The 20,838-nt window shown below is 72.4% G+C and carries 21 protein-coding genes; 10 read left to right on the top strand and 11 right to left on the bottom strand.

What is annotated here, in order from left to right; all coding sequences use genetic code 11:
- The first annotated feature begins 239 nt into the window (after positions 1–239).
- Entirely contained in the window at positions 240–698 is a 459-nt protein-coding gene (locus QSK45_RS33440) for a hypothetical protein (protein WP_285562662.1), read from the top strand.
- Between the two features lie 58 nt (positions 699–756).
- On the opposite strand, the gene QSK45_RS33435 is transcribed toward QSK45_RS33440, so the two are convergent.
- The 4 genes from QSK45_RS33435 to QSK45_RS33420 form a co-directional block, all read right to left on the bottom strand.
- Complete coding sequence (locus tag QSK45_RS33435) at positions 757–1,281, bottom strand: hypothetical protein (RefSeq protein WP_285562661.1); 525 nt, start codon at positions 1,279–1,281, stop codon at positions 757–759.
- A gap of 95 nt (positions 1,282–1,376) precedes the next feature.
- Entirely contained in the window at positions 1,377–1,802 is a 426-nt protein-coding gene (locus QSK45_RS33430; RefSeq protein WP_285562660.1) for a RidA family protein, read from the bottom strand.
- A 10-nt stretch (positions 1,803–1,812) separates the two neighbouring features.
- Positions 1,813–2,574 (bottom strand): IclR family transcriptional regulator, encoded by a 762-nt coding sequence (locus tag QSK45_RS33425; RefSeq protein WP_285562659.1) that lies wholly within the window; start codon positions 2,572–2,574, stop codon positions 1,813–1,815.
- On the bottom strand, positions 2,571–3,620 hold the full coding sequence (locus QSK45_RS33420; protein ID WP_490993653.1) for a sugar kinase: 1,050 nt from the start codon (positions 3,618–3,620) through the stop codon (positions 2,571–2,573). Before QSK45_RS33420 ends, QSK45_RS33425 begins: the two co-directional genes overlap by 4 nt.
- Before the next feature lie 125 nt (positions 3,621–3,745).
- Between QSK45_RS33420 and QSK45_RS33415 the strand changes: the two genes are divergently transcribed.
- Both QSK45_RS33415 and QSK45_RS33410 read left to right on the top strand, forming a co-directional pair.
- The gene (locus QSK45_RS33415; RefSeq protein ID WP_285562657.1) at positions 3,746–5,017 is read left to right on the top strand and encodes an amino acid deaminase; all 1,272 of its coding nucleotides are present in this window, start codon (positions 3,746–3,748) and stop codon (positions 5,015–5,017) included.
- Between the two features lie 20 nt (positions 5,018–5,037).
- Positions 5,038–6,663 (top strand): N-acyl-D-amino-acid deacylase family protein, encoded by a 1,626-nt coding sequence (locus QSK45_RS33410; RefSeq protein WP_285562656.1) that lies wholly within the window; start codon positions 5,038–5,040, stop codon positions 6,661–6,663.
- Between the two features lie 18 nt (positions 6,664–6,681).
- Here QSK45_RS33410 and QSK45_RS33405 read toward each other — a convergent pair whose 3' ends face one another.
- Positions 6,682–7,557 (bottom strand): trypsin-like serine peptidase, encoded by an 876-nt coding sequence (locus tag QSK45_RS33405; RefSeq protein WP_285562655.1) that lies wholly within the window; start codon positions 7,555–7,557, stop codon positions 6,682–6,684.
- A gap of 178 nt (positions 7,558–7,735) precedes the next feature.
- Positions 7,736–8,551, bottom strand: a complete 816-nt coding sequence (locus tag QSK45_RS33400; RefSeq protein WP_285562654.1) for a hypothetical protein — start codon at positions 8,549–8,551, stop codon at positions 7,736–7,738.
- Between the two features lie 138 nt (positions 8,552–8,689).
- Between QSK45_RS33400 and QSK45_RS33395 the strand changes: the two genes are divergently transcribed.
- The gene (locus QSK45_RS33395; protein ID WP_285562653.1) at positions 8,690–9,901 is read left to right on the top strand and encodes a pyridoxal phosphate-dependent aminotransferase; all 1,212 of its coding nucleotides are present in this window, start codon (positions 8,690–8,692) and stop codon (positions 9,899–9,901) included.
- Between the two features lie 120 nt (positions 9,902–10,021).
- On the top strand, positions 10,022–10,441 hold the full coding sequence (locus QSK45_RS33390) for an SCO4983 family protein (RefSeq protein ID WP_285562652.1): 420 nt from the start codon (positions 10,022–10,024) through the stop codon (positions 10,439–10,441).
- Between the two features lie 449 nt (positions 10,442–10,890).
- Here QSK45_RS33390 and QSK45_RS33385 read toward each other — a convergent pair whose 3' ends face one another.
- Positions 10,891–12,711 (bottom strand): phosphoenolpyruvate carboxykinase (GTP), encoded by a 1,821-nt coding sequence (locus QSK45_RS33385; protein ID WP_285562651.1) that lies wholly within the window; start codon positions 12,709–12,711, stop codon positions 10,891–10,893.
- A 289-nt stretch (positions 12,712–13,000) separates the two neighbouring features.
- On the opposite strand from QSK45_RS33385, the gene trhA reads away from it, so the two are divergent.
- The 4 genes from trhA to QSK45_RS33365 all read left to right on the top strand — a co-directional run bounded on the left by trhA (position 13,001) and on the right by QSK45_RS33365 (position 15,969).
- A complete protein-coding gene (trhA, locus tag QSK45_RS33380) occupies positions 13,001–13,714 on the top strand; it encodes a PAQR family membrane homeostasis protein TrhA (protein WP_285562650.1) in 714 nt (237 codons plus the stop codon).
- A gap of 434 nt (positions 13,715–14,148) precedes the next feature.
- Positions 14,149–14,799, top strand: coding sequence for a TetR/AcrR family transcriptional regulator (locus QSK45_RS33375; protein ID WP_490993652.1), 651 nt, complete (start codon positions 14,149–14,151; stop codon positions 14,797–14,799).
- A 33-nt stretch (positions 14,800–14,832) separates the two neighbouring features.
- Entirely contained in the window at positions 14,833–15,576 is a 744-nt protein-coding gene (locus tag QSK45_RS33370; protein WP_285562648.1) for a Mut7-C RNAse domain-containing protein, read from the top strand.
- 48 nt (positions 15,577–15,624) lie between these two features.
- The gene (locus QSK45_RS33365; RefSeq protein WP_285562647.1) at positions 15,625–15,969 is read left to right on the top strand and encodes a hypothetical protein; all 345 of its coding nucleotides are present in this window, start codon (positions 15,625–15,627) and stop codon (positions 15,967–15,969) included.
- Between the two features lie 10 nt (positions 15,970–15,979).
- Here QSK45_RS33365 and QSK45_RS33360 read toward each other — a convergent pair whose 3' ends face one another.
- Together QSK45_RS33360 and QSK45_RS33355 are read right to left on the bottom strand one after the other, a co-directional pair.
- Positions 15,980–18,049, bottom strand: coding sequence for a thioredoxin domain-containing protein (locus QSK45_RS33360; protein WP_285562646.1), 2,070 nt, complete (start codon positions 18,047–18,049; stop codon positions 15,980–15,982).
- 85 nt (positions 18,050–18,134) lie between these two features.
- Positions 18,135–18,725, bottom strand: coding sequence for an ArsR/SmtB family transcription factor (locus tag QSK45_RS33355; RefSeq protein WP_285562645.1), 591 nt, complete (start codon positions 18,723–18,725; stop codon positions 18,135–18,137).
- A gap of 143 nt (positions 18,726–18,868) precedes the next feature.
- Between QSK45_RS33355 and QSK45_RS33350 the strand changes: the two genes are divergently transcribed.
- Complete coding sequence (locus QSK45_RS33350; RefSeq protein ID WP_285562644.1) at positions 18,869–19,258, top strand: hypothetical protein; 390 nt, start codon at positions 18,869–18,871, stop codon at positions 19,256–19,258.
- Between the two features lie 394 nt (positions 19,259–19,652).
- Here the strand turns inward: QSK45_RS33350 and QSK45_RS33345 are convergent, their stop codons facing one another.
- Both QSK45_RS33345 and mca read right to left on the bottom strand, forming a co-directional pair.
- Positions 19,653–19,913 (bottom strand): hypothetical protein, encoded by a 261-nt coding sequence (locus tag QSK45_RS33345; protein ID WP_285562643.1) that lies wholly within the window; start codon positions 19,911–19,913, stop codon positions 19,653–19,655.
- Positions 19,906–20,787, bottom strand: coding sequence for a mycothiol conjugate amidase Mca (gene mca, locus QSK45_RS33340; protein ID WP_285562642.1), 882 nt, complete (start codon positions 20,785–20,787; stop codon positions 19,906–19,908). The genes QSK45_RS33345 and mca overlap by 8 nt, the downstream gene beginning before the upstream one ends.
- Positions 20,788–20,838: the final 51 nt, after the last annotated feature.

The following is a 20,838-nucleotide window of genomic DNA, read 5'->3' as shown; positions in this document are numbered from 1 at the left end:
ACTTTTGGCACGCTGTTGAGTTCTCAAGGAACGGTCGCTTCCTTTGTACTCACCCTCTCGGGCTTTCCTCCGGGCTTCCCTTCGGTGTTTCCGACTCTATCAGATCTTTCCGATCCGATTTCCTCGGCGCCTTCCGGTTCCCGCTCTCGCGTTTCCCTTGCGGCGGACCAAACTTTATCAGAAGTTCTCGGGGGGTCTGACCGCCCCCGCGCGTGCCCCTGCTGGAGTCTGGAGCCGCCATGCTGCTGCATCTGCCCACCCGCCGGCTCGCGCCGGAGCAGTTCCCCTCGGTCGGCGGGGACGGCGACGTGCTGCGGCGGGTGGTCGATGCGGTGGCGGCACCAATGGTGGAGGGCGATGGCTTCGACCGGATGGGGGGCGAGGACGAACCGCGGCGGGCCAGGCCGCTTCTCGTCCGGTACGAGCCGAACGACCCCGACCATCTGGTCGTACCGGCGATCGACAGTCACAGCGGAGGTGTGCCGGAGTTTGATGCCGTCGTGCCGGTCGCTCACTGGGTGCTGTTCTCCGGTGACGAGGCGGGGGACGGGTGGGATGCGGCCGTCGAGTATCCGAAGCGGATGCGGCACACGCTGCGGGGGCTTCTGCCCGACCGGGCCGGGGGGCGGTACTCGACCGGATCGAGCGGCGGCGGCCCCAGGGAGGCGTCGAGCCGTGAGCAAGGCGTCAAGCCGTAGATGCGCACGGATGAGGGAGCCGGCTCCCCGGGGGAGCCGGCTCGTGGAGCGCAAGGGGTCAGTCGCCGTCCTCGAAGTACGCGTCCAGGACCGCGTCCAGTTGCTCGTCCCATTCCTTGAAGCGGGAGCGGGACGTGGCCTCGATCTCGATCGGGTACCAGCGGCGGTCGGGGGTGTGGACGGTGATCGTGTAGCGCTTGCCGAAGCGGGAGGACTCCGACTCCACCGCGGCGATCTCCGGCCAGCCGAACTCGCACGCCTCCTCGTCCAGGCTGAGGCGGACTCCCTTGTGGTCGGCCACTATCCTGGCGCGGCGGTCGGCGGCCTCGAAGACCGGGCCGTCGGCGGGTGCCGCGGTCTCGTCCTCGTCGCCCTCCTCGGCGGCCCCGGTCGTCTCGGTGGCCTCCGGCTCCGCCGGTTCCGACGGTTCCGCCGACGCGTCGGGCGTCTCGGTCTCGGGCTCCTCCTGCTTCGCCAAGGGCGTCGCCGGGGCCGTGATGCCCGGGATGAAGGCCGGGTCGAAACCGGCGCCCGTCACGGGCTCGGCCGTCACCGCCTCCGCCTTCAACGCTTCGGTGTTCAACGGACTGCTGCCTGATCCTATGCGCTGCTCCACGGCGGCAGTATGGACGACTTCCCTGTGCCGGAACCAGTCAGCCGGCGCGTGGCGGCGGCGACTTACGCCGCTCCAGGGGAATCGAGCACGGCGAGGGCGTCGATCTCGATCAGCAGGCCGGGCGGGAGGCCGACGTAGACCGTCGTACGGGCGGCGGCCGGCTGGGTGAGGGCCTCGGCCTCGAAGTAGGCGTTGTAGATGTCGTTCATCTCGGCGAAGTGGTCCACGTCGGTGAGGTAGACGCGGAGCATCATCACGTCGTCCCAGCTCGCGCCGCCCTCTTCCAGGATCGCCTTGACGTTGGCGAGCGTCTGGAGGGTCTGCTCGCGCAGGGTGGGGCCGGCCGGGGTCGGGGGCCTGCCCTCCTCGGCGGGCAGGAAGCCGACCTGGCCGGCGACCTGGAGGATGTTGCCCTTGCGCACCCCGTGCGAGAACTTCGCGGGCGGGGTGGTGTGGGTCTTCGGGGTGAGGGCGGTCTTCTCCGTCATACGGGGTCCTTTACGGGTGTTCGGTCACCGGTGTTCTGCCGGAGTACTCGGCGCTGATCGCGTCCGCGGTGCGGCGGACCAGCGGGAGGAGCGTGAGGAGTTCGTCGGCGGTGACGACCACGTTCGGGGCGGACACCGACATCGCGGCGGCCACGCGGCCGTCGGCGCCGCGGACGGGGGCGGCGACGCAGTTGATGGACTCCTCGTGGCCGCCGAGGTCCGCGGCCCAGCCCTGTTCCCGGACCCTGGCCAGCTCTTGGAGGTAGGCGTCGGCGTTCGGGGTCGAACGGGGGGTGTAGGAGGGGTAGTCGAGCTTCTCGGCGAGGGCGCGGCGCTGCGGGGCGGGGAGGTCGGCGAGGAGGAGTTTCGCCACGGCGGCCACGGTGAGGGCGACGGGTTTGCCGATCCGGGAGTACATGCGGACCGGGTAGCGGCTGTCGACCTTGTCGATGTACAGGACCTCGTCGTCGTCGTACACGGCCAGGTGGACGGTGTGGCCGCACTGTTCGTTCAGGCGTACGAGGTGGGGGTGGGCGATCTCGCGGACGTCCAGGTTCTCCATCGCCTCCTGGGCGAGGGCGAAGAGGCGGGCGCCGAGGCGGTAGCGGTGGTCGGACTGGCGGTAGACCAGCCCGTGTTCGTGCAGGGTGCGCAGGAGGCGCAGGGCGGTGGACTTGTGGACGCCGAGGCGGTCGGCGACCTGGCCGAGGTCGGCGGGGCCCCCGGCGAGCAGCGGCAGGATGCTCAGGGCGCGGTCGACGGTCTGGCTCATGGGGTGTCGGCCTCCTCGGGCGCCCACGCGGTCCGCGTCCAGCCGGGGGCGAGTCGCAGTCTTCCCCATGCCGCGTCGTCCAGGGCGGCGAGGTGGTCGGCGAGGGCGCGGGTGGGGGGCGGGGCAAGGTCGGTGGGGCTGGTGAGGGCGGCGGCGGCGAAGAGCAGGCCGTGCCGGAGGCGGTCCCGGACGGGCAGGCCGCGCAGGGTGCCGGAGAGGAATCCGGCGGCGAACGCGTCGCCCGCGCCGACGTGGGCGACGACGTCCACCCCGGGCGCGCGCACGAAGGTCGCGGTGCCATCGCCGTCCTCCATCGCCCCGGTGGCCTTGTCGCAGGCGGTGGCGCCGCCCCTGCCCTGCTTGACGACGACGATCGCCGGCTCCGGCAGCGCCGCGAGGATGGCCCGGCCGCCGCGCAGGCCCCAGGCGACGAACACGATGTCCGCGCGCCGCGCCGGCTCCAGGAGCACGCGCGGCCCGTCCGGGTGACGGCGCCAGAGCGCGGGCCGGTAGTTGACGTCGAAGGAGACGAGGGGGCGGCCGGGGCGCGAGGCCGTCAGCTCGCGCATCAGGGCGAGGCACTCGTCGGAGAGGGCCGCGGTGATGCCGGACAGGTGCAGGACGCGCCCGGCCGGCACGGCCGCGAGGTCCGTGTCGGCGACGGACATCGCCGACGCCGCCGACCCCGCCCTGTAGGAGGCCACCTCGTGTGTCCGCGCCGCCCGGTCGGCCGCCGTACGGAAGTACACGCCCGTGGGCCGTGTCGGGTCGCGGTGGACGGCGGACACGTCGACGCCGTATCCCGCGACGCCCGCGACCAGGTGCTCCCCGAACCCGTCCGCCCCCACCCTGCTCACCCAGCGCGCCGTGTGCCCGAAGGCCGCCAGCGCGCACGCCACGTTGGACTCCGCGCCGCCGATCGCACGGTCGAAGGACGGCACGTCGGCCAGGCGCCCCGGTCGGGTGGGGACGAAGGTGACCATGGATTCGCCCAGCGCGACCGCGTCCACGGACGTGCTCCCCGCACCGTCAGCAGCGTCGTCGATGATGGCTCCTGTCGATCCTCCGGGCGGTGGCTCCGTTGACCCGGCTTCGGCGAGATGCTAGACAGCGGTGAGCACCACGTGCAATGGACGTTGCACAGAACGCAACAGGCCGAAGAGGGGCTCCCATGGAAACCGAAGCGCTCGACCGGCTGGCCGAGGAACAGGTCGACCACCGCTTCAAGGGCCTTCCGCCGGACGCCCACGGCCTCACTGTCCGGGAGCTGGCCGGCCAGCGCCGCAATCTGTTCGGCGCGCAGGACGGGTTCACCACCCCTCTCCTCGTCCTCTCCGCCGAGCGCCTCGCGCACAACCTCGCGCTCATGGAGTCCTACACCACGCGCCACGGCCTCGCCTTCGCGCCGCACGGCAAGACCTCCATGGCCCCGCGGCTCTTCCAGCGCCAGATCGAGCACGGCGCGTGGGGCATCACGCTCGCCGTGCCCCATCAGGTGCGGGTGGCCAGGGAGTTCGGCGTGCGGCGGATCTTCCTGGCCAATGAGCTGGTGGACGCCTCGGCCCTGCGCTGGCTCGCCGGTGAGCTCGCCGCCGACCCCGGCTTCCGCTTCGTCTGCTACGTCGACTCCGTGCGCGGCGTGGAGCTGATGGACGCCGCCCTGCGGGGGGCCGTGCGCCCGGTGGACGTCGTCGTGGAGCTGGGCGCGGGCGAGAAGGCCCGTACCGGCGCCCGGACGGCGGCGGACGCGCGGACCGTCGCCGAGGCCGTCGGCCGTGCGCGGGCGCTCCGGCTCGTCGGCGTGGCGGGGTACGAGGCGCAGGTGCCGGACGCCGACCCGGCGCGGGTGCGCCGGTGGCTGGACCGGCTCGTCGCGCTCGCCGCGGGGTTCGACCGGGACGGGCTGTTCGAGGAGGCCGAGGAGATCGTCGTCAGCGCCGGCGGCAGCGAGTGGTTCGACGCCGTCGCCGACGTCTTCGCCGGCATTCCGGCGCTCTCCCGCCCCGTCCTGAAACTCCTGCGCTCCGGCGCGTACGTCTCGCACGACGACGTGCACTACCGCGAGCTCACCCCGTTCAACCGGGTGCCCGAGGAGGGCGCGCTGGAGCCCGCGTTCCGGCTGTGGGCGCAGGTGGTCTCGCGCCCCTCGGCGGCGGAGGCGTTCGTCAACGCGGGGAAGCGGGACGTCTCCTACGACCTCGACCTCCCGGTCGCGCAGGTGGTGCGGCGGGACGGCGCGGAGAGGCCGGCGGCCGGCGTCGAGGTGACCGCGCTGTCCGACCAGCACCTGTGGCTGCGCACCGGACCGGAGGCGGATGTCCGGGTCGGCGACTGGATCGGCTTCGGGCTGTCCCACCCGTGCACGGTCTTCGAGAAGTGGCAGCTCATTCCGGTGGCCGAGGCGGACGGAACGGTGGTCGACTACATCCGCACCTACTTCTAGGACGCGCGGGGAGGCCCGGCATGGAAGAGCTGGTCGTCCGGGACGCCGACGTGGTCGACGGCAGCGGCGAGCCGTCGTACCGGGCCGATGTGGTCGTCGACGGGGGCCGGATCGTGTCCATCGTCAAGGAGGCCGCGGCGGCCGGGTGCCAGCGGCCGCGGGCCAGAAGGGAGCTGGACGCCGAGGGTCTCGTCCTCTCCCCCGGTTTCATCGACATGCACGCCCACTCCGACCTCGCCCTGCTCCGCGACCCCGACCACAGCGCGAAGGCCGCGCAGGGGGTCACCCTGGAGGTGCTCGGCCAGGACGGGCTGTCGTACGCCCCCGTGGACGACCGGACGCTGGCGGAGGTCCGCCGGGCGATCGCCGGGTGGAACGGGTACGGCGAGGACGTGGAATTCGGCTGGCGCACGGTCGGGGAGTACCTCGACCGGCTGGACCACGGGTTCGACGGGCGCGGGATCGCCGTGAACGCCGCCTACCTCGTCCCGCAGGGCACGGTGCGCGCGCTCGTCATGGGGTGGGAGGACCGGCCCGCGACCGCCGGGGAGATCGGCCGTATGCGGGAGTTGGTCGCCGAGGGGATGGAGCAGGGGGCCGTCGGCCTGTCCTCCGGGCTCACCTACACACCCGGGATGTACGCTGACGACGCCGAACTGACCGAGCTGTGCCGGGTGGTGGCGGCCCACGGCGGCTACTACTGCCCGCACCACCGCTCCTACGGCGCCGGCGCGCTGGAGGCCTACGCCGAGATGGTCGCGCTGGCCCGCGCGGCGGACTGCCCGCTGCACCTGGCGCACGCCACCATGAACTTCGGCGTGAACGAGGGCCGGGCCGGTGAGCTGACGGCCCTGCTCGACCGGGCCCTCGACGCGGGCGTGGACCTCACGTTCGACACGTATCCCTACACCCCCGGCTGCACCACACTGGCCGCGCTGCTGCCGAGCTGGGCGGGCGAGGGCGGTCCGGCGGAGGTGCCGGCCCGGCTCGCGGACCCGGCGACGGCCGAGCGCGTCCGGCGGGAGCTGGAGGTGACCGGCTCCGACGGCTGCCACGGAGTGCCCGTGGCGTGGGAGACGGTCGAGGTGTCCGGGGTGACGGACCCGGCGCTGGGCGGGTACGTGGGGCGCACCGTGAGCGAGTCGGCGGCCCGGCAGGGCCGGACACCGTGGGAGGTCGTCCGGCGGCTGCTGATCGAGGACCGGCTCGGTACGACCGTCCTCCAGCACGTCGGCCACGAGGACAACGTGCGCGCGCTCATGCGTCACCGCGCCCACACCGGCGGCTCGGACGGCATCCTGCGGGGGGCCAAGCCGCATCCGCGGGCGTACGGCACCTTCCCGCGCTATCTCGGCCACTACGTGCGGGAGACGGGCGTGCTGTCGCTGGAGGAGTGCGTCGCGCACCTCACCGGGCGGCCCGCGGCCCGGCTGCGGCTGCCGGACCGGGGCCTGGTGCGTGAGGGGTACCGGGCGGATCTGGTGCTGTTCGACCCGGCGACGGTCGCCCCGGGCGCCACCTTCGCCGCGCCCCGGGCGCTGCCGACGGGCATCCCGTACGTCCTCGTCGACGGCCGCTTCGTCATCGAGGACGGCAGGCGGACGGACGTGCTCGCGGGCCGTTCCGTCCGCCGGACGCCGGGGTGAGTCCCGTACGCCCGCGTCCTACGGCTTGGGCAGGGTGCAGGCAGCGGCGGCGAGGTTCAGGGTGTTGCCGGTGGTGAAGCAGGCCGGGATCTCGTACGTCTCCTCGGCGTAGTTGATGCCCTGGCGGACGGTGACGGTGCCGTTCTCGTCCACCTCGCACGGGTTGTTGACCGTGCAGCGCCCGCCGTCCTCGTTGCCCGTGTTGTTGACGGCCACGACCTTGCCGGTGCCGGTGTCGATGACCGGGGAACCCGAGGTGCCTCCGATGGTGTTGCAGCTGGAGGTGTAGCGGACCGAGTCCTTCCAGGTCCAGTCGCCCTCCTTCAACTGGTACACGAAGCCGTCGATGTTGCAGCTGTACGTCGTCTTCCAGTAGCCGGAGACGACCTTGATGGCGGTGCCCGCGACGGGGTGGGTGTCGTTCACGGTGAGCGGGCTGATGCCGTAGGAGCTCTTGATCTGCGCGTACGTGGTGGTGAGGCGGTAGATCGTGACGTCCGTGTCGGTCATGGTGGAGTAGACGACCTGGTTGGCGCGCAGGGTGGCGATCTTGCTGCCGCTGGCGTTCAGCAGGCCGAAGGTGCGGCTGGAGGACTGGCCGGTGATGACCTGACCGGGGGCGGGGAAGCCGGTCTCCAGGCAGTGGCCGTTGGTCAGCACCAACGCCGGGTCGCTGTCGACCGAGTTGGGGAAGCGGATGACGGAGCCGGAGCAGTTGCTCAGCGAGACCGTGCCCGCGAAGTTGACGGTGACGGCGGACGGCTTCGCCTTGGCCGCCGGGGAGTTGACGGTGTGCGGGGCGGGGGCCGCGGTGAGCGGGGCGGCGACCGCGGGAGCCGCGCCCAGGCCGGCCAGGGCCAGGGCCGACAGCGCGGCGAGGAGAGGCTTGTTCATGTGGGGGTCCCCTCTTACGACGGGGGCGACCGGAGGGAGTTCCGGTCGCCCGCTGTGTTGTCATGCGCATTCTCGGCGCAGGGAGGGGACGGGAACAAGAAGCCGGATCGGGTCGTAGGGGTTTCCCTGTGCGACGCCTGTGATCAACTCGCTTGATTTCCGGACGACTTGAGGTCGGTCAGTGGGGCCGCCTGCCGTGGCCGTTGCCCTTGCCGCCGGGCACGACGGGCGACCAGGTGGGTGCCGCGGTCGTCGGCGCCGGGGCCGGGGCGCCGGTCTTCGCGGGCGGCGGGGCGGAGGTGGTGGGCGCCGGGCGGGAGGTGGTGGCCTTGGTGCCCGCGGCCCGGGACGCGGCCGGGGCGGAACCCGCGGGGGCGCCGGCGCCGGAGGTCGCCGACGGGAAGGCGGTCGCCCCCGGGATACCCGTGTCGGTGCCGGTGCCCCCCGTGGCGCCGGCGCCCCCGACCTCCTTGCGGGGGGAGTCGGCCGAGCCGCCCGAGCCCGAGACCCCGGCGATCAGTGCGACCGCACCGGCGACGCCGAGCGCCCCGGCGACGGCCGCGAGGCGCCGGCGACCGCCCTTGCGCCGCTGCTCCCGGCGCCGCCGCTCGGCCCGGCCCCCGGCGGCGTCCGGCGCCGCCCAGGCACCGGGCGCCCCGGGGCCGGAGCCGTCGAGGCCGGACGCGCCGTGGGCCGGCGCACCAGGGGCGGCGTGGCCGGGATCACCGAGGCCGGACGGGCCGGGATCGACCGGACCCGCACCGGACGGCCCGCCGACGCCGCCTCCCGCCGGTCCCGCCTCGGTGACCGGCGGCAGCTCCCGCGTCTCCTCGTACGCGTTCTGCCAGCCGTGCGCGACGGCGGGGTCGGCGTACTCCTCGTACGCCGGGGCGGGGCCGGGCCGCGGGTGGTACACGGGCGGCGGGACGTGGGGCTCCTCCCCCGCGCCGTGCGCGCCGTACGCCTCCGACTCGTACTCACGTTCGCTGGACACGACAGCGGATTGTAGGGAGCTGCGGCGGTGTGCGGGCAGCGGTGTGCGAGCCGCCGCCGGCGCAATCCGGGCAAATCTCCGTCTCGCGTGGCGGAAAACACCACCCATGAGCGGCCAAGGCCGCCTAAGCTCACGCGTATGCAGGTGATCCAGTCGACCAAGCTCGCCAACGTCTGTTACGAGATCCGGGGCCCGGTTCTCGAAGAGGCCATGCGGCTGGAGGCGGCGGGACACCGCATCCTCAAGCTGAACACGGGCAATCCGGCGGCGTTCGGCTTCGAGTGCCCGCCGGAGATCCTGGAGGACATCCTCCGCAACGTCTCCACGGCGCACGGCTACGGCGACGCCAAGGGCCTGCTGGCCGCCCGGCGCGCGGTCGTCATGCACAACCAGACCCTCGGCATCGAGACGGACGTCGAGCACGTCTACATCGGCAACGGCGTCTCCGAGCTGATCGTGATGGCCATGCAGGGGCTGCTGGACGACGGCGACGAGGTCCTCGTACCGGCGCCGGACTACCCGCTGTGGACGGCCGCGGTCTCGCTGGCCGGGGGCACGGCGGTGCACTACCGCTGCGACGAGCAGTCCGACTGGATGCCCGACCTCGCGGACATCGAGCGCAAGGTCAGCGACCGCACCAAGGCGATCGTCATCATCAACCCGAACAACCCCACGGGCGCGGTCTACGACGAGGCCGTACTCAAGGGGCTGACGGACATCGCACGCCGCCACAACCTGCTGGTCTGCTCCGACGAGATCTACGACAAGATCCTGTACGACGGCGCCACGCACACCCCGACCGCCAAGGTCGCCCCCGATCTGCTGACCCTGACCTTCAACGGCATGTCGAAGGCGTACCGGGTGGCCGGGTACCGGGTGGGCTGGATGTCGATCTCCGGCCCACGCGCGCACGCCGACTCCTACATCGAGGGCCTGACGATCCTGGCGAACATGCGGCTGTGCGCCAACATGCCGGGGCAGCACGGCGTGGTCGCCGCGCTGAGCGGACGCCAGACGATCACGGACCTGGTACTGCCGGGCGGGCGGCTGAAGGAACAGATGGACACGGCGCACGAACTGCTCACGCAGATCCCGGGCGTGAGCTGCGTCCGGCCGAAGGGCGCGCTGTACCTCTTCCCGCGCCTGGACCCGAAGGTGTTCAAGATCCGGGACGACCGGCAGATGGTCCTGGACCTGCTCCGCCAGGAGAAGATCATGGTGGTACAGGGCACGGGCTTCAACTGGCCCGAGCCCGATCACTTCCGCGTGGTCACCCTGCCGAGCGTCGGCGACCTGAAGGACGCGGTGACGCGGATCGGGACGTTCCTGGACGGGTACGGGCAGCCGTAGCCCGGGGCCGGCTTCGGCAAGGCCGTCCGTAGTCGACGGGCTTCCATCCGCGATCCGACTCAACTTTAGACGAAATCCAAGCTAGGATGGCTTCCTGCCAGAGCACAGGAGGCCGTCCCCATGTACGAACCGATCCGCACCAAGTCGGTCCACAGCACGACGGCCGGCACCCCCTCCGACTTCCCCCACCGCTCGCGCGAGGAGGAGCTGGACATCCAGCTCGCCGGACATCTGTCCGCGCTGCTCGCGGTCACCGACGAGCTGCGCGCCCTGGCCCCCTCCGCCGACCTGGACGCGGCCGCGCAACGGCTGGTCTCCGAGGTGTGCCGGCTGCGGGGAGGCAAGCCGCCGCGCGCGACGCCGGGTGCGGCCGCCGGCGACCCCGCGGCCCTGCACCGCCGCGCCCACGCCCTGGCCGGCCGCGCCCTGGTGGTCGCGGCCTCCCGTGCGGACACCGCGGCGGCCATCCTCTCCGCCGAGCGCATGGACGCCCACACGGCCGCCCTCGCCGACCCGAGGGAACTCACCACCACCGGCTGACGCCCTTGAGGCCGGCCCCGGTCACGCGGGCCAGGAGCGACGCGCGGACCCGGTGCCTCTTGTCGGCTCGGGCAGGCGCGGCGAGGTCGTCGATCCCCTGCTCGCCCCGTGCGCGGGGGCGCGAAGGCGCGGGGTGCGGGCGCCGTCCCGACGTGGTGATCGCGGAAGCGGAGGCCGGGCACGGCGTGCCGGGAAGGCGGGGCGACCGGGCTCGTCTCCGCGGCTGGAGATCATCGCGCGTCGGCACCCGGGCGGCTGACCCCGCGTGCCGGGTCTTCGCCGGGTGCGCGGCGTGCGGGTGGATATGCGCGCGCACCGGACCGGGTCCGTCGCCGTACGCCGTTGTACGGGGCGGGTCCCGGCCCGGTGCGGTGCGCTACCGCGGCCGGCCTTCGTGACGACTATTGCTGGTCAGGGCTAGTCGGACCGGCCGCGGAGTTCTCGGGGGCTCAGCCCAGGCGCTCGACGAGCGCGCGGTACTGGTCCCACAGCTCCTTCGGGGTGTGGTCGCCGAAGGTGTTGAGGTGCTCGGGGACCAGCGCGGCCTCCTCGCGCCAGACCTCCTTGTCGACCGTGAGCAGGAAGTCCAGGTCGGACTCGGACACCTCGAGGCCGTCGGTGTCCAGCGCGTCCTTGGTCGGCAGCACGCCGATGGGGGTCTCCACGCCCTCGGCCTTGCCGTCCAGACGCTCCACGATCCACTTCAGGACGCGGGAGTTCTCGCCGAAGCCGGGCCAGACGAACTTGCCCTCGTCGTTCTTGCGGAACCAGTTGACGTAGTAGATCTTCGGCAGCTTGGACTGGTCCTTGTCCTTGGCCACGTTGATCCAGTGCGCCATGTAGTCGCCCATGTTGTAGCCGCAGAACGGCAGCATGGCGAACGGGTCGCGACGCAGCTCACCGACCTTGCCCTCGGCCGCGGCGGTCTTCTCGGAGGCCACGTTGGCGCCGAGGAAGACGCCGTGGTCCCAGTCGAAGGACTCGGTCACCAGCGGCACCGCGCTGGCGCGCCGCCCGCCGAAGAGGATCGCGGAGATCGGCACACCCTTGGGGTCCTCCCACTCGGGCGCGATGATCGGGCACTGCGAGGCGGGCACGGTGAAGCGGGCGTTGGGGTGGGCGGCCGGGGCCTCGGAGCCCGGGGTCCAGTCGTTGCCCTTCCAGTCGGTCAGGTGGGCCGGGGTCTCCTGGGTCATGCCCTCCCACCAGACGTCGCCGTCGTCGGTGAGCGCCACGTTGGTGAAGACCGTGTTGCCCCAGAGGGTCTTCATCGCGTTGGCGTTGGTGTGCTCGCCGGTGCCGGGCGCGACGCCGAAGAAGCCGGCCTCGGGGTTGATCGCGTACAGACGGCCGTCCTCGCCGAAGCGCATCCAGGCGATGTCGTCGCCGATGGTCTCCACGGTCCAGCCGGAGACGGTGGGCTCCAGCATGGCGAGGTTGGTCTTGCCGCAGGCGCTCGGGAAGGCGGCGGCGACGTACTTCGACTCGCCCTGCGGCGGGGTGAGCTTGAGGATCAGCATGTGCTCGGCGAGCCAGCCCTCGTCACGCGCCATGACCGAGGCGATCCGCAGCGCGTAGCACTTCTTGCCGAGCAGCGCGTTGCCGCCGTAGCCGGAGCCGTACGACCAGATCTCGCGCGACTCGGGGAAGTGGGAGATGAACTTGGTCTGGCTGCACGGCCACGGCACGTCCGCCTGACCCGGCTCCAGCGGGGCGCCCACGGAGTGGACGGCCTTGACGAAGAAGCCGTCCTCGCCCAGCTCGTCCAGCACGGCCTGGCCCATGCGCGTCATGGTGCGCATCGAGACGGCGACGTAGGCGGAGTCGGTGATCTCGACGCCGATCGCGGACAGCGGGGAGCCGAGCGGGCCCATGCAGAACGGGACGACGTACATGGTGCGGCCGCGCATGGAGCCGCGGAACAGGCCCTTGTCACCGGTGAAGATCTCCCGCATCTCGGCGGGGGCCTTCCAGTTGTTCGTCGGGCCCGCGTCCTCTTCCTTCTCGGAGCAGATGAAGGTGCGGTCCTCGACACGGGCGACGTCGGTCGGGTCGGAGGCGGCGAGGTAGGAGTGCGGGCGCTTGACCGGGTCGAGTTTCTTGAAGGTGCCCTTGGCCACGAGCTCCTCGCACAGGCGCTCGTACTCGGCCTCGGATCCATCACACCAGACCACGTTGTCCGGCTGCGTCAGTTCGGCGATCTCGTTGACCCACGAGATCAGTTCCTGGTGGCGGGTGGGAACGCTGGGAGCCGAGTTGTCGCGCGCCACGGTTGCTCCTAAGGTGAGGGATTTTTTCCTTGTTGCCCCGTGGGGGCTGCGACCCGGACGCTTCGCTGTCGCTCATCCGGTGCCGACTGCACTCATTTGATCATCCGCCTGGAGCGCCCATCTGTCCAGGGGGTCTCACAGGTGAGCGACGTGAGGTCTGCCACGGTTCCAGCGCCGTTTGCGTTTTCTTTGCGTGCGTCTGGATTTCAGCTGAAAGTCTTTTTGCGTCCGCCCGACCGAGGGAACCCCCTCACATGCGACTTACGGGTGCGTAGGTACCATGCGGCGCATGACTGCGTCCGCCCCCGACGCGCCCAACGACACGCCGGCCGGCGGCCGCGGTCCCCTGGCGCTCTCCTTGCCGCATCCGGTCAAGCCGAGGTTGCGCGGCTGGCTGCACCTCGGCATGTTCCCCGCCGTGCTCGTCGCGGGACTCGTGCTCACCGCTCTCGCCGACTCGACCAGAGGCCGCATCGCCTGCGGGATCTACGTCCTCACGGCCTGCCTGCTGTTCGGCGTCAGCGCGCTGTACCACCGGGGCGACTGGGGCCCGCGGATGGGCGGGGTGCTGCGCCGCCTCGATCACGCCAACATCTTCCTGATCATCGCGGGCACCTACACCCCGCTGACGATGCTGCTCCTGCCCGGCGCGAAGGGTCAGTGGCTGATGTGGGGCATCTGGGCCGCGGCGGCGGCCGGGATCGTCTTCCGCGTCTTCTGGGTCGGCGCCCCGCGCTGGCTCTACACGCCCTGCTACATCGCGATGGGCTGGGCGGCCGTCTTCTTCCTGCCCGACTTCCTGCGCACCGGCGGCATCGCGGTGCTGGTCCTGGTGGTCGTCGGCGGACTGCTCTACAGCGCGGGCGGCGTGGTCTACGGCATCAAGCGGCCGAACCCGTCACCGCGCTGGTTCGGCTTCCACGAGGTCTTCCACTCCTTCACGCTCGCGGCGTTCGTCGTGCACTACGTGGGGATCTCCCTGGTGGCGTACCAGCACGCGTAGCCCGCTTCCCGGCCCTCCTCCGGCCACGGCTCATCCGAGCCGTGGCCTTCTTCGCGCCCTGGGCCGTTCGACGGCGGACGTCCCCCAGCGGGGCCCTGCCGGGCACGCCGGCCGGGCGCCACCGACCGGACCAAACCGGGGGCCAGGACGCCGATCACCCTGCGGCAGGTCGGCGACGCCATCGGCATCGCCCTGCCGGCCAACCCCCTCGCCACCGGTGACCGCCCCACGCGCCCCACCCCGCGGCCTCCGCGGACACCGCTTCGTTTACGGCACGGTCCCGGGCCGTCCGCGGCCGGAGCGCGCCCTCGCCTCCCGCGCGGCGGCCCCGACCGCGGCGCCGCTGCCGGACGCCCCCGTCGTACGACGCGACGGAGGGGCGAGGAGGTCCCGGCCGTGGCCGCCCCGGCCGCCGATACCGGACAATGACCGGCATGACGGCCGCACGCCCCACCAGCACCTCCCCCTCCGGTGCCCGCTCCGAAGGCCCCCGTCCCGGCCTGCGGGAGCGCAAGAAGATCAAGACCCGGGAGGCGATCCGCGAGGCGACGTACGCCCTGGTCGGGGAGCAGGGCTACGACGCCACGACGATCGACCGGATCGCCGACCGGGCGGAGGTGTCGCCGTCGACCGTCTTCCGGTACTTCCCGACCAAGGAGGACATCGTCCTCACCGACGAGTTCGACGCGGTCCTGCTGGAGGAGATCCGGCAGCGGCCCGCGCGGGAGCCCTGGACCGACACGATCCGGTACGTGCTGCGGCGCGCCGTGCAGGTCGGGCTCGACGAGGACCCGGAGGTCTCGCGGCTGCGCACCCGGCTGATGGTCCAGGTCCCCGCGGTGCGCTCGCGGATGATGGAGAGCATGTCGGCGACCGGCCGCATGCTGTGCCAGGCCGTCGCCGAGCGCACCGGCCGCGACCCCGGCGACCTGGAGGTGCGGGTGTACGCCATGTCGCTGATCGGCGGCCTGATGGAGACCACCATGTACTGGGCCGAGCACGGCCACCGGGACGACCTGCGGGACCTGGTCGACCGCGCTCTGGACGTCCTGGAACACGGCCTGCCGCGCGCCGAGAACCACTGAGACCGGTGCCCGCGCGCGTGCGATGCTGACGAGGTGAACGGAACCGAGATCCGCGTCGAAGTCGCCCCCGAGCTGCACCTGTTCGTACCCGCCGCCCGACGCGTGGGCGCCACCGCGCTCGGCACCGACGGCGTCTCCACGCTCGGCCATGTCATCGAGTCCCTCGGCGTCCCGCTGACCGAGGTCGGCGCGCTGGTCGTGGACGGCCGCGAGGTGCCGGTCTCGCACATCCCGCGGGCGGGCGAAACCGTGCGCGTGCGGGCGGTGGCGCGCCCCCAGCGGGTACCCGGCGCCCCGCTCCGCTTCCTCCTCGACGTCCACCTCGGCACCCTGGCCCGCCGGCTGCGGCTGCTCGGCGTCGACACCGCCTACGAGTCCACCGACATCGGCGACCCGGCGCTGGCCGCGCGCTCGGCGGCCGAGAAGCGGGTCATGCTCAGCCGCGACCGGGGACTGCTGCGCCGCCGCGAACTGTGGGCCGGCGCGTACGTGTACAGCACCCAGCCGGAGGAGCAACTCCGCGACGTCCTCGGCCGTTTCGCCCCGGAGCTTCATCCCTGGACCCGCTGCACCGCCTGCAACGGCCTGCTGCGGACCGCCGCCAAGGAGGAGGTGGCCGAGCAGCTCAAGGGCGGCACCCAGCGGTCGTACGACGTCTTCGCCCAGTGCGCCTCCTGCGGGCGCGCGTACTGGAAGGGCGCGCATCACGACCAGCTGGAGGCCGTCGTGGAGCGGGCGTTGAGCATGCGTACTCAGGGGACCACCCAGGGCGGTTGAGTAGGCGGGCCGGTCCCGGCGGCCGGGGGCGCGCGCCGGGATGAAGGCATGAACACCACGACTCCGCGGCCGGTGACCCTCACCCCAGGGCGGAAGGACCGCTTCATCAGCGGCTGGGCCGTCACCGGCCTGGTCCTGCCGCTGCCGACCGTCGCCCTGTGCTGGGCGGTCGTCCTCTCCGGCGAACGCGGCAGCCGGTGCCTGATGTACGGCGAGCAGTGCTCGACCATCCCCGGCCCGGCGCTCGACGTCGCGTTCTGCCTGTCCCTCGTCTCGGGCATCGCGGCGCTGGTCCGGCCCAGGGGCCGCAGGACGTACTCCCGGGCCTGCACCGTGTTCGTGCAGTGGGGCGCGCAGTCGACGCTGGGGGCGATGATCCTCAGCGGCGTCTGACGCCCGGGGGTCAGGGGCCGGTGAGGGCCGTACGCAGCCGGTCCGGATCGGTGGTCGGGGCGTCGCAGGTGAAGTTGCGGCAGACGTAGGCAGCCGGTGCGCCCGACACGAGCGGGCGGTCGGCGAGCAGCGGGAACTCCGCGCTGTCCGGTGTGCCCACGGCGACGACCGCGCCGGGAGCCGTGCCCAGAAGCGCCGCACGGTGCAGGGTGGTCGTCGCCTCGTCGGTGAGGGAGGGTCCGACGACCGCGACCTCGCGGGGACCGTCGAGCAGCGCCTCCGCGGCCGCGAGCCCCCAGCCGATGAAGCGGGGCACGCGCGGGCCGAGCGCCTGCACGACGCCCAACGCCCGCTCGGCCGCGGTCCGGTGGGTCTCGGAGCCGGTGTGGGCCGCGTAGCTCAGCAGGGCGCCCGCGGCGGCCGACCAGCCGGAGGGGGTGGCGTTGTCGGTGGGGTCCTGGGGACGGCGGATGAGCTGTTCGGCGTCGGAGGCGGTGTCGTAGAGCGCGCCGGTCCCGGGGTCGGTGAAGCGGGCGAGCACATGGTCGAGGAGCAGCCCGGCGAAGTCCAGCCAGACGCCCTCGCCGGTCACGGAGGCGAGCGCGAGGAAGCCCTCGGCGACGTCCGCGTAGTCCTCCAGGACACCGGAGTTGGAGCCGGCCCGGCCGTCCTTGCTGGTGCGGGCGAGCCGGGCGTGCTCGTCGAGGTGCACCCGGACGAGCAGGTCGGCGGCGGCGAGCGCGGCCTCGATCAGATCGGGGCGGTCGAAGTAGGCGCCGGTCTCGGCGAGCGCGGCGACGGCGAGGCCGTTCCAGGCGGCGACGACCTTGTCGTCCCGGCCGGGCGCGGGGCGCCGCGCGCGGGCGTCGAACAGCCGGCGCTTGACGGAGGCGACCTTGTCGGCGTCGAACACGCCCTCGTTCTGCGGGAGCTGGAGGACGGACCGGCCGTGTTCGAAGGTGCCTTCGTCGGTGACGCCGAAGAACTGGGCCGCGAGGTCGGCGTCCTCGCCGAGGACCGCCCGGAGCTGCTCCGGGGTCCAGACGTAGTACGCCCCCTCGACATGGCGCCCGCTCCCGCCACCACCCTCGTGGGGGCTCGCTTCGCGCGGCACCTCCTCCTCACTGTCCGCGTCGAGGGCGGACGCGAACCCCCCTTCGTCCGTGCGCAGTTCCCGGACCATGAAGTCGGCGGTCTCCAGGGCGACCCGGCGGGCGAGGTCGGAGCCGGTGGCCCGCCAGAGGTGCGCGTACACCCGGCACAGCAGGGCGTTGTCGTACAGCATCTTCTCGAAATGCGGCACGATCCAGTCGCGGTCGACCGAGTAACGGGCGAATCCGCCGCCGAGTTGGTCGTAGAGGCCGCCACGGGCCATGCGCTCGCAGGTGTCCTGGGCCATCTGGAGGGCGCCCTCGGCGCCGGTGCGCGCGTGGTGGCGCAGCAGGAACTCCAGCACCATCGAGGGCGGGAACTTCGGCGCCCCGCCGAAACCGCCGCGCTGCGGGTCGTACTCGCGGGTCAACCCGAGCAGCGCCTGGGCGAGTTCCTGCTCGCCGGGCGGCCGTGTCCCGTGCCGGCCGATCTCCCGCTGCGCCAGGTCCCGCACGATCTTCCCGGCGACCTCGCCGACCTCGTCCCGCCGGGTGCTCCACGCCTGCCGGACGCCCTCCAGCACCTGCCGGAAGGACGGCATGCCGTGCCGGGGCGCGGGCGGGAAGTAGGTGCCGAAGTAGAACGGTTCGGCGTCCGGCGTGAGGAAGACGGTCATCGGCCAGCCGCCCTGACCGGTGGCCGCCTGTACGGCCTCCATGTACACGGCGTCGACGTCCGGCCGCTCCTCGCGGTCGACCTTGACGCTCACGAAGTGCTCGTTGAGGTAGTCGGCGGTGTCCTGGTCCTCGAACGACTCGTGCGCCATCACGTGGCACCAGTGGCAACTGCTGTATCCCACGCTCAGCAGCACCGGTCTGCCGCTCCTGCGCGCCTCCTCGAAGGCCTCGGCCGACCAGGGCCACCAGTCGACGGGGTTGGCGGCGTGCTGGAGCAGATACGGCGACGTCTCATGGGCCAGTCGGTTCACCGTTCCACTCTCCCACGGTGGGCGGGGCGGCGGGACGAGGGAGGGGCACCGGGCGTGCCCCTCCGGGTGGAGCGGGGGGCGCGGCTCAGGGGCCGGCCGGTTCTCCGTCGTTCTCCTCCGCGGCCTCCGGGACCGCGTAGTAGCGCATCAGCACCGGGCGCGCGCCCGCCGGGGCCCGATCGCGGGGGTGGCCGTAGCGGTCGAGCAGGGCCTGGTAGGCGCGCGTGAAGTCGTGCAGTTCCTCGCGGGTCATCCAGGTGCCGTGGCGCTGGACCTGGGCCCAGCCGTCGGGCCCGCGGTACTCCTGGTGGGCGCGGCGGTACAGGTCGGTGTCGAACTCGATCTTGAGGTGGGCGAGTTGGGTGGCGGCCGCGTACTCGTCCGGGGTCATGGTCGCCGGGTCGGGCGTGGTGTGGCGGAAGGGCAGCGCCCGCCACCAGCGCTCGCGGCCGCCGGACTTCTCCGGGATCTCCTCGATGAGCCGCTGCTCGGCGAGTTTGCGCAGGTGGTAGCTGGTGGTGCCGGAGCTTTCGCCGAGTTCGCGGGCCAGCACGGTGGAGTTCGCCTCGCCGTGCCGGCCGAGGTACTCGAGGATCCGGCGGCGCAGAGGGTTGCCCAGGGACTTGTAGAGCGCGGTGCGCTCCAGGCTGGTCATCTCGGGCAGGCCGTCGGTCATGCCGGAAACGGTAACCCCGAGAACCCTGAGATGTCCCCGATGTCTGCCGAACTATCTTTGCAGAAATTTTTCTGCGATCTAGCCTGGAACAGCCGGGTCGAGGACGACCGCGGTTTCGGGAGGGGCTGGGAGGGAGACGGAGCGTGACGGCGAGGAAGAAGTGGACGCTGATCGGGCTGGCCGCGGCGGCGGTCCTGCTGGTGCCCTGGATGGCGGTGCTCGCGATGACGCTGCCCGGCCGCACCACGGTGGAGCACTGGCCGCTGGCCTGGATCGGCCTGGACGTCCTGATGGCGGCGGGCTGCGCCACCACGGCCCTCCTCGGCCTCCGCGCCGACCCCCGCGCCCGTCTCACCGCCTCCGCCACGGCCTCGACGGCCGTCCTCGACGCCTGGTTCGACATAACCACCGCGGGCACGGGCACGGCGTTGCTCCAGGCGGCGGGGTGCGCGGTGGCGGAGGGGGCGCTGGCGGGGGCGTGCGTGTATCTGGCGGTGGCGAAGGGGCGGTGCCGGGCTCGGGTGTCCCGGTAGGGGGTGGGGTGCGGCGGGGCCCGGTCGGGCGAGGTGGACGGCAGCCGCGCGGTGCCGTCGGCGACGACCGCTCAAGGGCGGTGCCGTCCGGACGCCCGGCCCGCTGCGGCGCGAAGCCCGTCCGCCCCGGCTCCGGGCTACGGCTCGCGGGTCGGCCGGCCTCGCAACCGCGCATGACTGCGGACCGCCGCGCCCGTGCGGTGACGGGGACGACGGTTCCGGCGGCGGCCGACTCCTGAGACGCGGGCTCCGGAATCAGCGCCCCGCGGCCGGGACCCAGGGCTCCGGTCTCCGTGCTCCGTGCTCCGTGCTCCGACCGCCGGACTCCCGGTGACCGGGGCTGTGAACGCGGCCGGACCGGCCCACGCTCAGCCTCGCGGGCCGGGGCGGGCGGTCAGCCCTTGGCGGACGTGCCCCCGCCGACGGTCTCGGCCTTGCCGGAGTCCTCGGCGGGACCGCCGGAGGCACCCGGCTCCTTGAAGTCGACCTTCCGCATGTGCTTGTTCATCGACTTCATCAGGCCCCACACCGCCACCGCCATCACCGCGAACACGATGAAGCCGAGGACACCGGGGGTGACCTTGTTCTGGTCGAGATCGGCGAGGGAGACGAGGTCCGTCGCTGCCAGGCTCACGCTTGCGCTCATGTCAGGCATTGTCCCGGATGCCCGCGAAGAGGTCGTCCTCGGGGAGGGAGGTGTCCACGAGCGACTTCGCCAGCTCGTACTCCTCCGTGGGCCAGACCTCCTTCTGGAGCTCCATCGGCACCCGGAACCAGCCGCCGTCCGGATCGATCTGCGTGGCGTGCGCGATCAGCGCCTTGTCGCGGATCTCGAAGAAGTCCGCGCAGGGAACGTGCGTGGTCAGAGTGCGCTCGGCGCGCTCGAACTCCTTCCAGCGCTTGAGCCACTCCCCGTACGGCGACTCCAGGCCGCGGTCGAGCATCGCCTGGTGCAGGGCCTCGGTGCGGGGACGGTTGAAGCCCTGGTTGTAGTAGAGCTTCAGCGGCCGGTAAGCGGGGCCGAACTCGTCCTCGGGGTACTTCTCGGTGTCCGCCGCGCCCTCGAAGGCCACCATCGAGATCTTGTGGGTCATGATGTGGTCGGGGTGCGGGTACCCGCCGTTCTCGTCGTAGGTGGTGATCACCTGCGGACGGAAGGAGCGGATCTGGCGCACCAGCTCGCCGGCCGCCTTGTCGACGTCCTCCAGGGCGAAGCAGCCCTCGGGCAGCGGCGGCAGCGGGTCGCCCTCGGGCAGCCCGGAGTCCACGAAGCCCAGCCACTCCTGCTTGACGCCCAGGATCTCGCGGGCCTCGTCCATCTCCTTGCGGCGCACCTCGTGGATGTTCGCCTCGATGTAGGGGTCGCCCTGGAGCTTGGGGTTGAGGATGGAGCCGCGTTCACCGCCGGTGCAGGTCACCACCAGCACGTCCACCCCCTCGGACACGTACTTCGCCATGGTGGCCGCGCCCTTGCTCGACTCGTCGTCGGGGTGCGCGTGAACGGCCATCAGTCGCAGCTGGTCAGTCAAGACTCAATCCTCGGTAGGTCGGCGCCCCCAAGGCTCAGGGCGCAATCGAAG

The sequence above is a fragment of the Streptomyces hygroscopicus subsp. hygroscopicus genome (assembly GCF_030269125.1).
GTDB classification, from domain to species: domain Bacteria; phylum Actinomycetota; class Actinomycetes; order Streptomycetales; family Streptomycetaceae; genus Streptomyces; species Streptomyces hygroscopicus_C.
The sequence above is the reverse complement of the archived record's forward strand: the minus strand, read 5'-3'. Positions and strand labels throughout refer to the sequence as shown.

Excerpts from the sequence above, each read along its gene's own strand:
- QSK45_RS33430 (WP_285562660.1), bottom strand. The coding sequence starts at position 1,802 with ATGACGGAGAAGACCGCCCTCACCCCGAAGACCCACACCACCCCGCCC.
- QSK45_RS33390 (WP_285562652.1), top strand. The coding sequence starts at position 10,022 with ATGTACGAACCGATCCGCACCAAGTCGGTCCACAGCACGACGGCCGGC.
- QSK45_RS33365 (WP_285562647.1), top strand. The coding sequence starts at position 15,625 with ATGAACACCACGACTCCGCGGCCGGTGACCCTCACCCCAGGGCGGAAG.
- trhA (WP_285562650.1), top strand. The coding sequence starts at position 13,001 with ATGACTGCGTCCGCCCCCGACGCGCCCAACGACACGCCGGCCGGCGGC.
- QSK45_RS33375 (WP_490993652.1), top strand. The coding sequence starts at position 14,149 with ATGACGGCCGCACGCCCCACCAGCACCTCCCCCTCCGGTGCCCGCTCC.
- QSK45_RS33410 (WP_285562656.1), top strand. The coding sequence starts at position 5,038 with ATGGAAGAGCTGGTCGTCCGGGACGCCGACGTGGTCGACGGCAGCGGC.
- QSK45_RS33415 (WP_285562657.1), top strand. The coding sequence starts at position 3,746 with ATGGAAACCGAAGCGCTCGACCGGCTGGCCGAGGAACAGGTCGACCAC.
- QSK45_RS33440 (WP_285562662.1), top strand. The coding sequence starts at position 240 with ATGCTGCTGCATCTGCCCACCCGCCGGCTCGCGCCGGAGCAGTTCCCC.
- QSK45_RS33405 (WP_285562655.1), bottom strand. The coding sequence starts at position 7,557 with ATGAACAAGCCTCTCCTCGCCGCGCTGTCGGCCCTGGCCCTGGCCGGC.
- QSK45_RS33425 (WP_285562659.1), bottom strand. The coding sequence starts at position 2,574 with ATGAGCCAGACCGTCGACCGCGCCCTGAGCATCCTGCCGCTGCTCGCC.
- QSK45_RS33355 (WP_285562645.1), bottom strand. The coding sequence starts at position 18,725 with ATGACCGACGGCCTGCCCGAGATGACCAGCCTGGAGCGCACCGCGCTC.
- QSK45_RS33345 (WP_285562643.1), bottom strand. The coding sequence starts at position 19,913 with ATGCCTGACATGAGCGCAAGCGTGAGCCTGGCAGCGACGGACCTCGTC.
- QSK45_RS33395 (WP_285562653.1), top strand. The coding sequence starts at position 8,690 with ATGCAGGTGATCCAGTCGACCAAGCTCGCCAACGTCTGTTACGAGATC.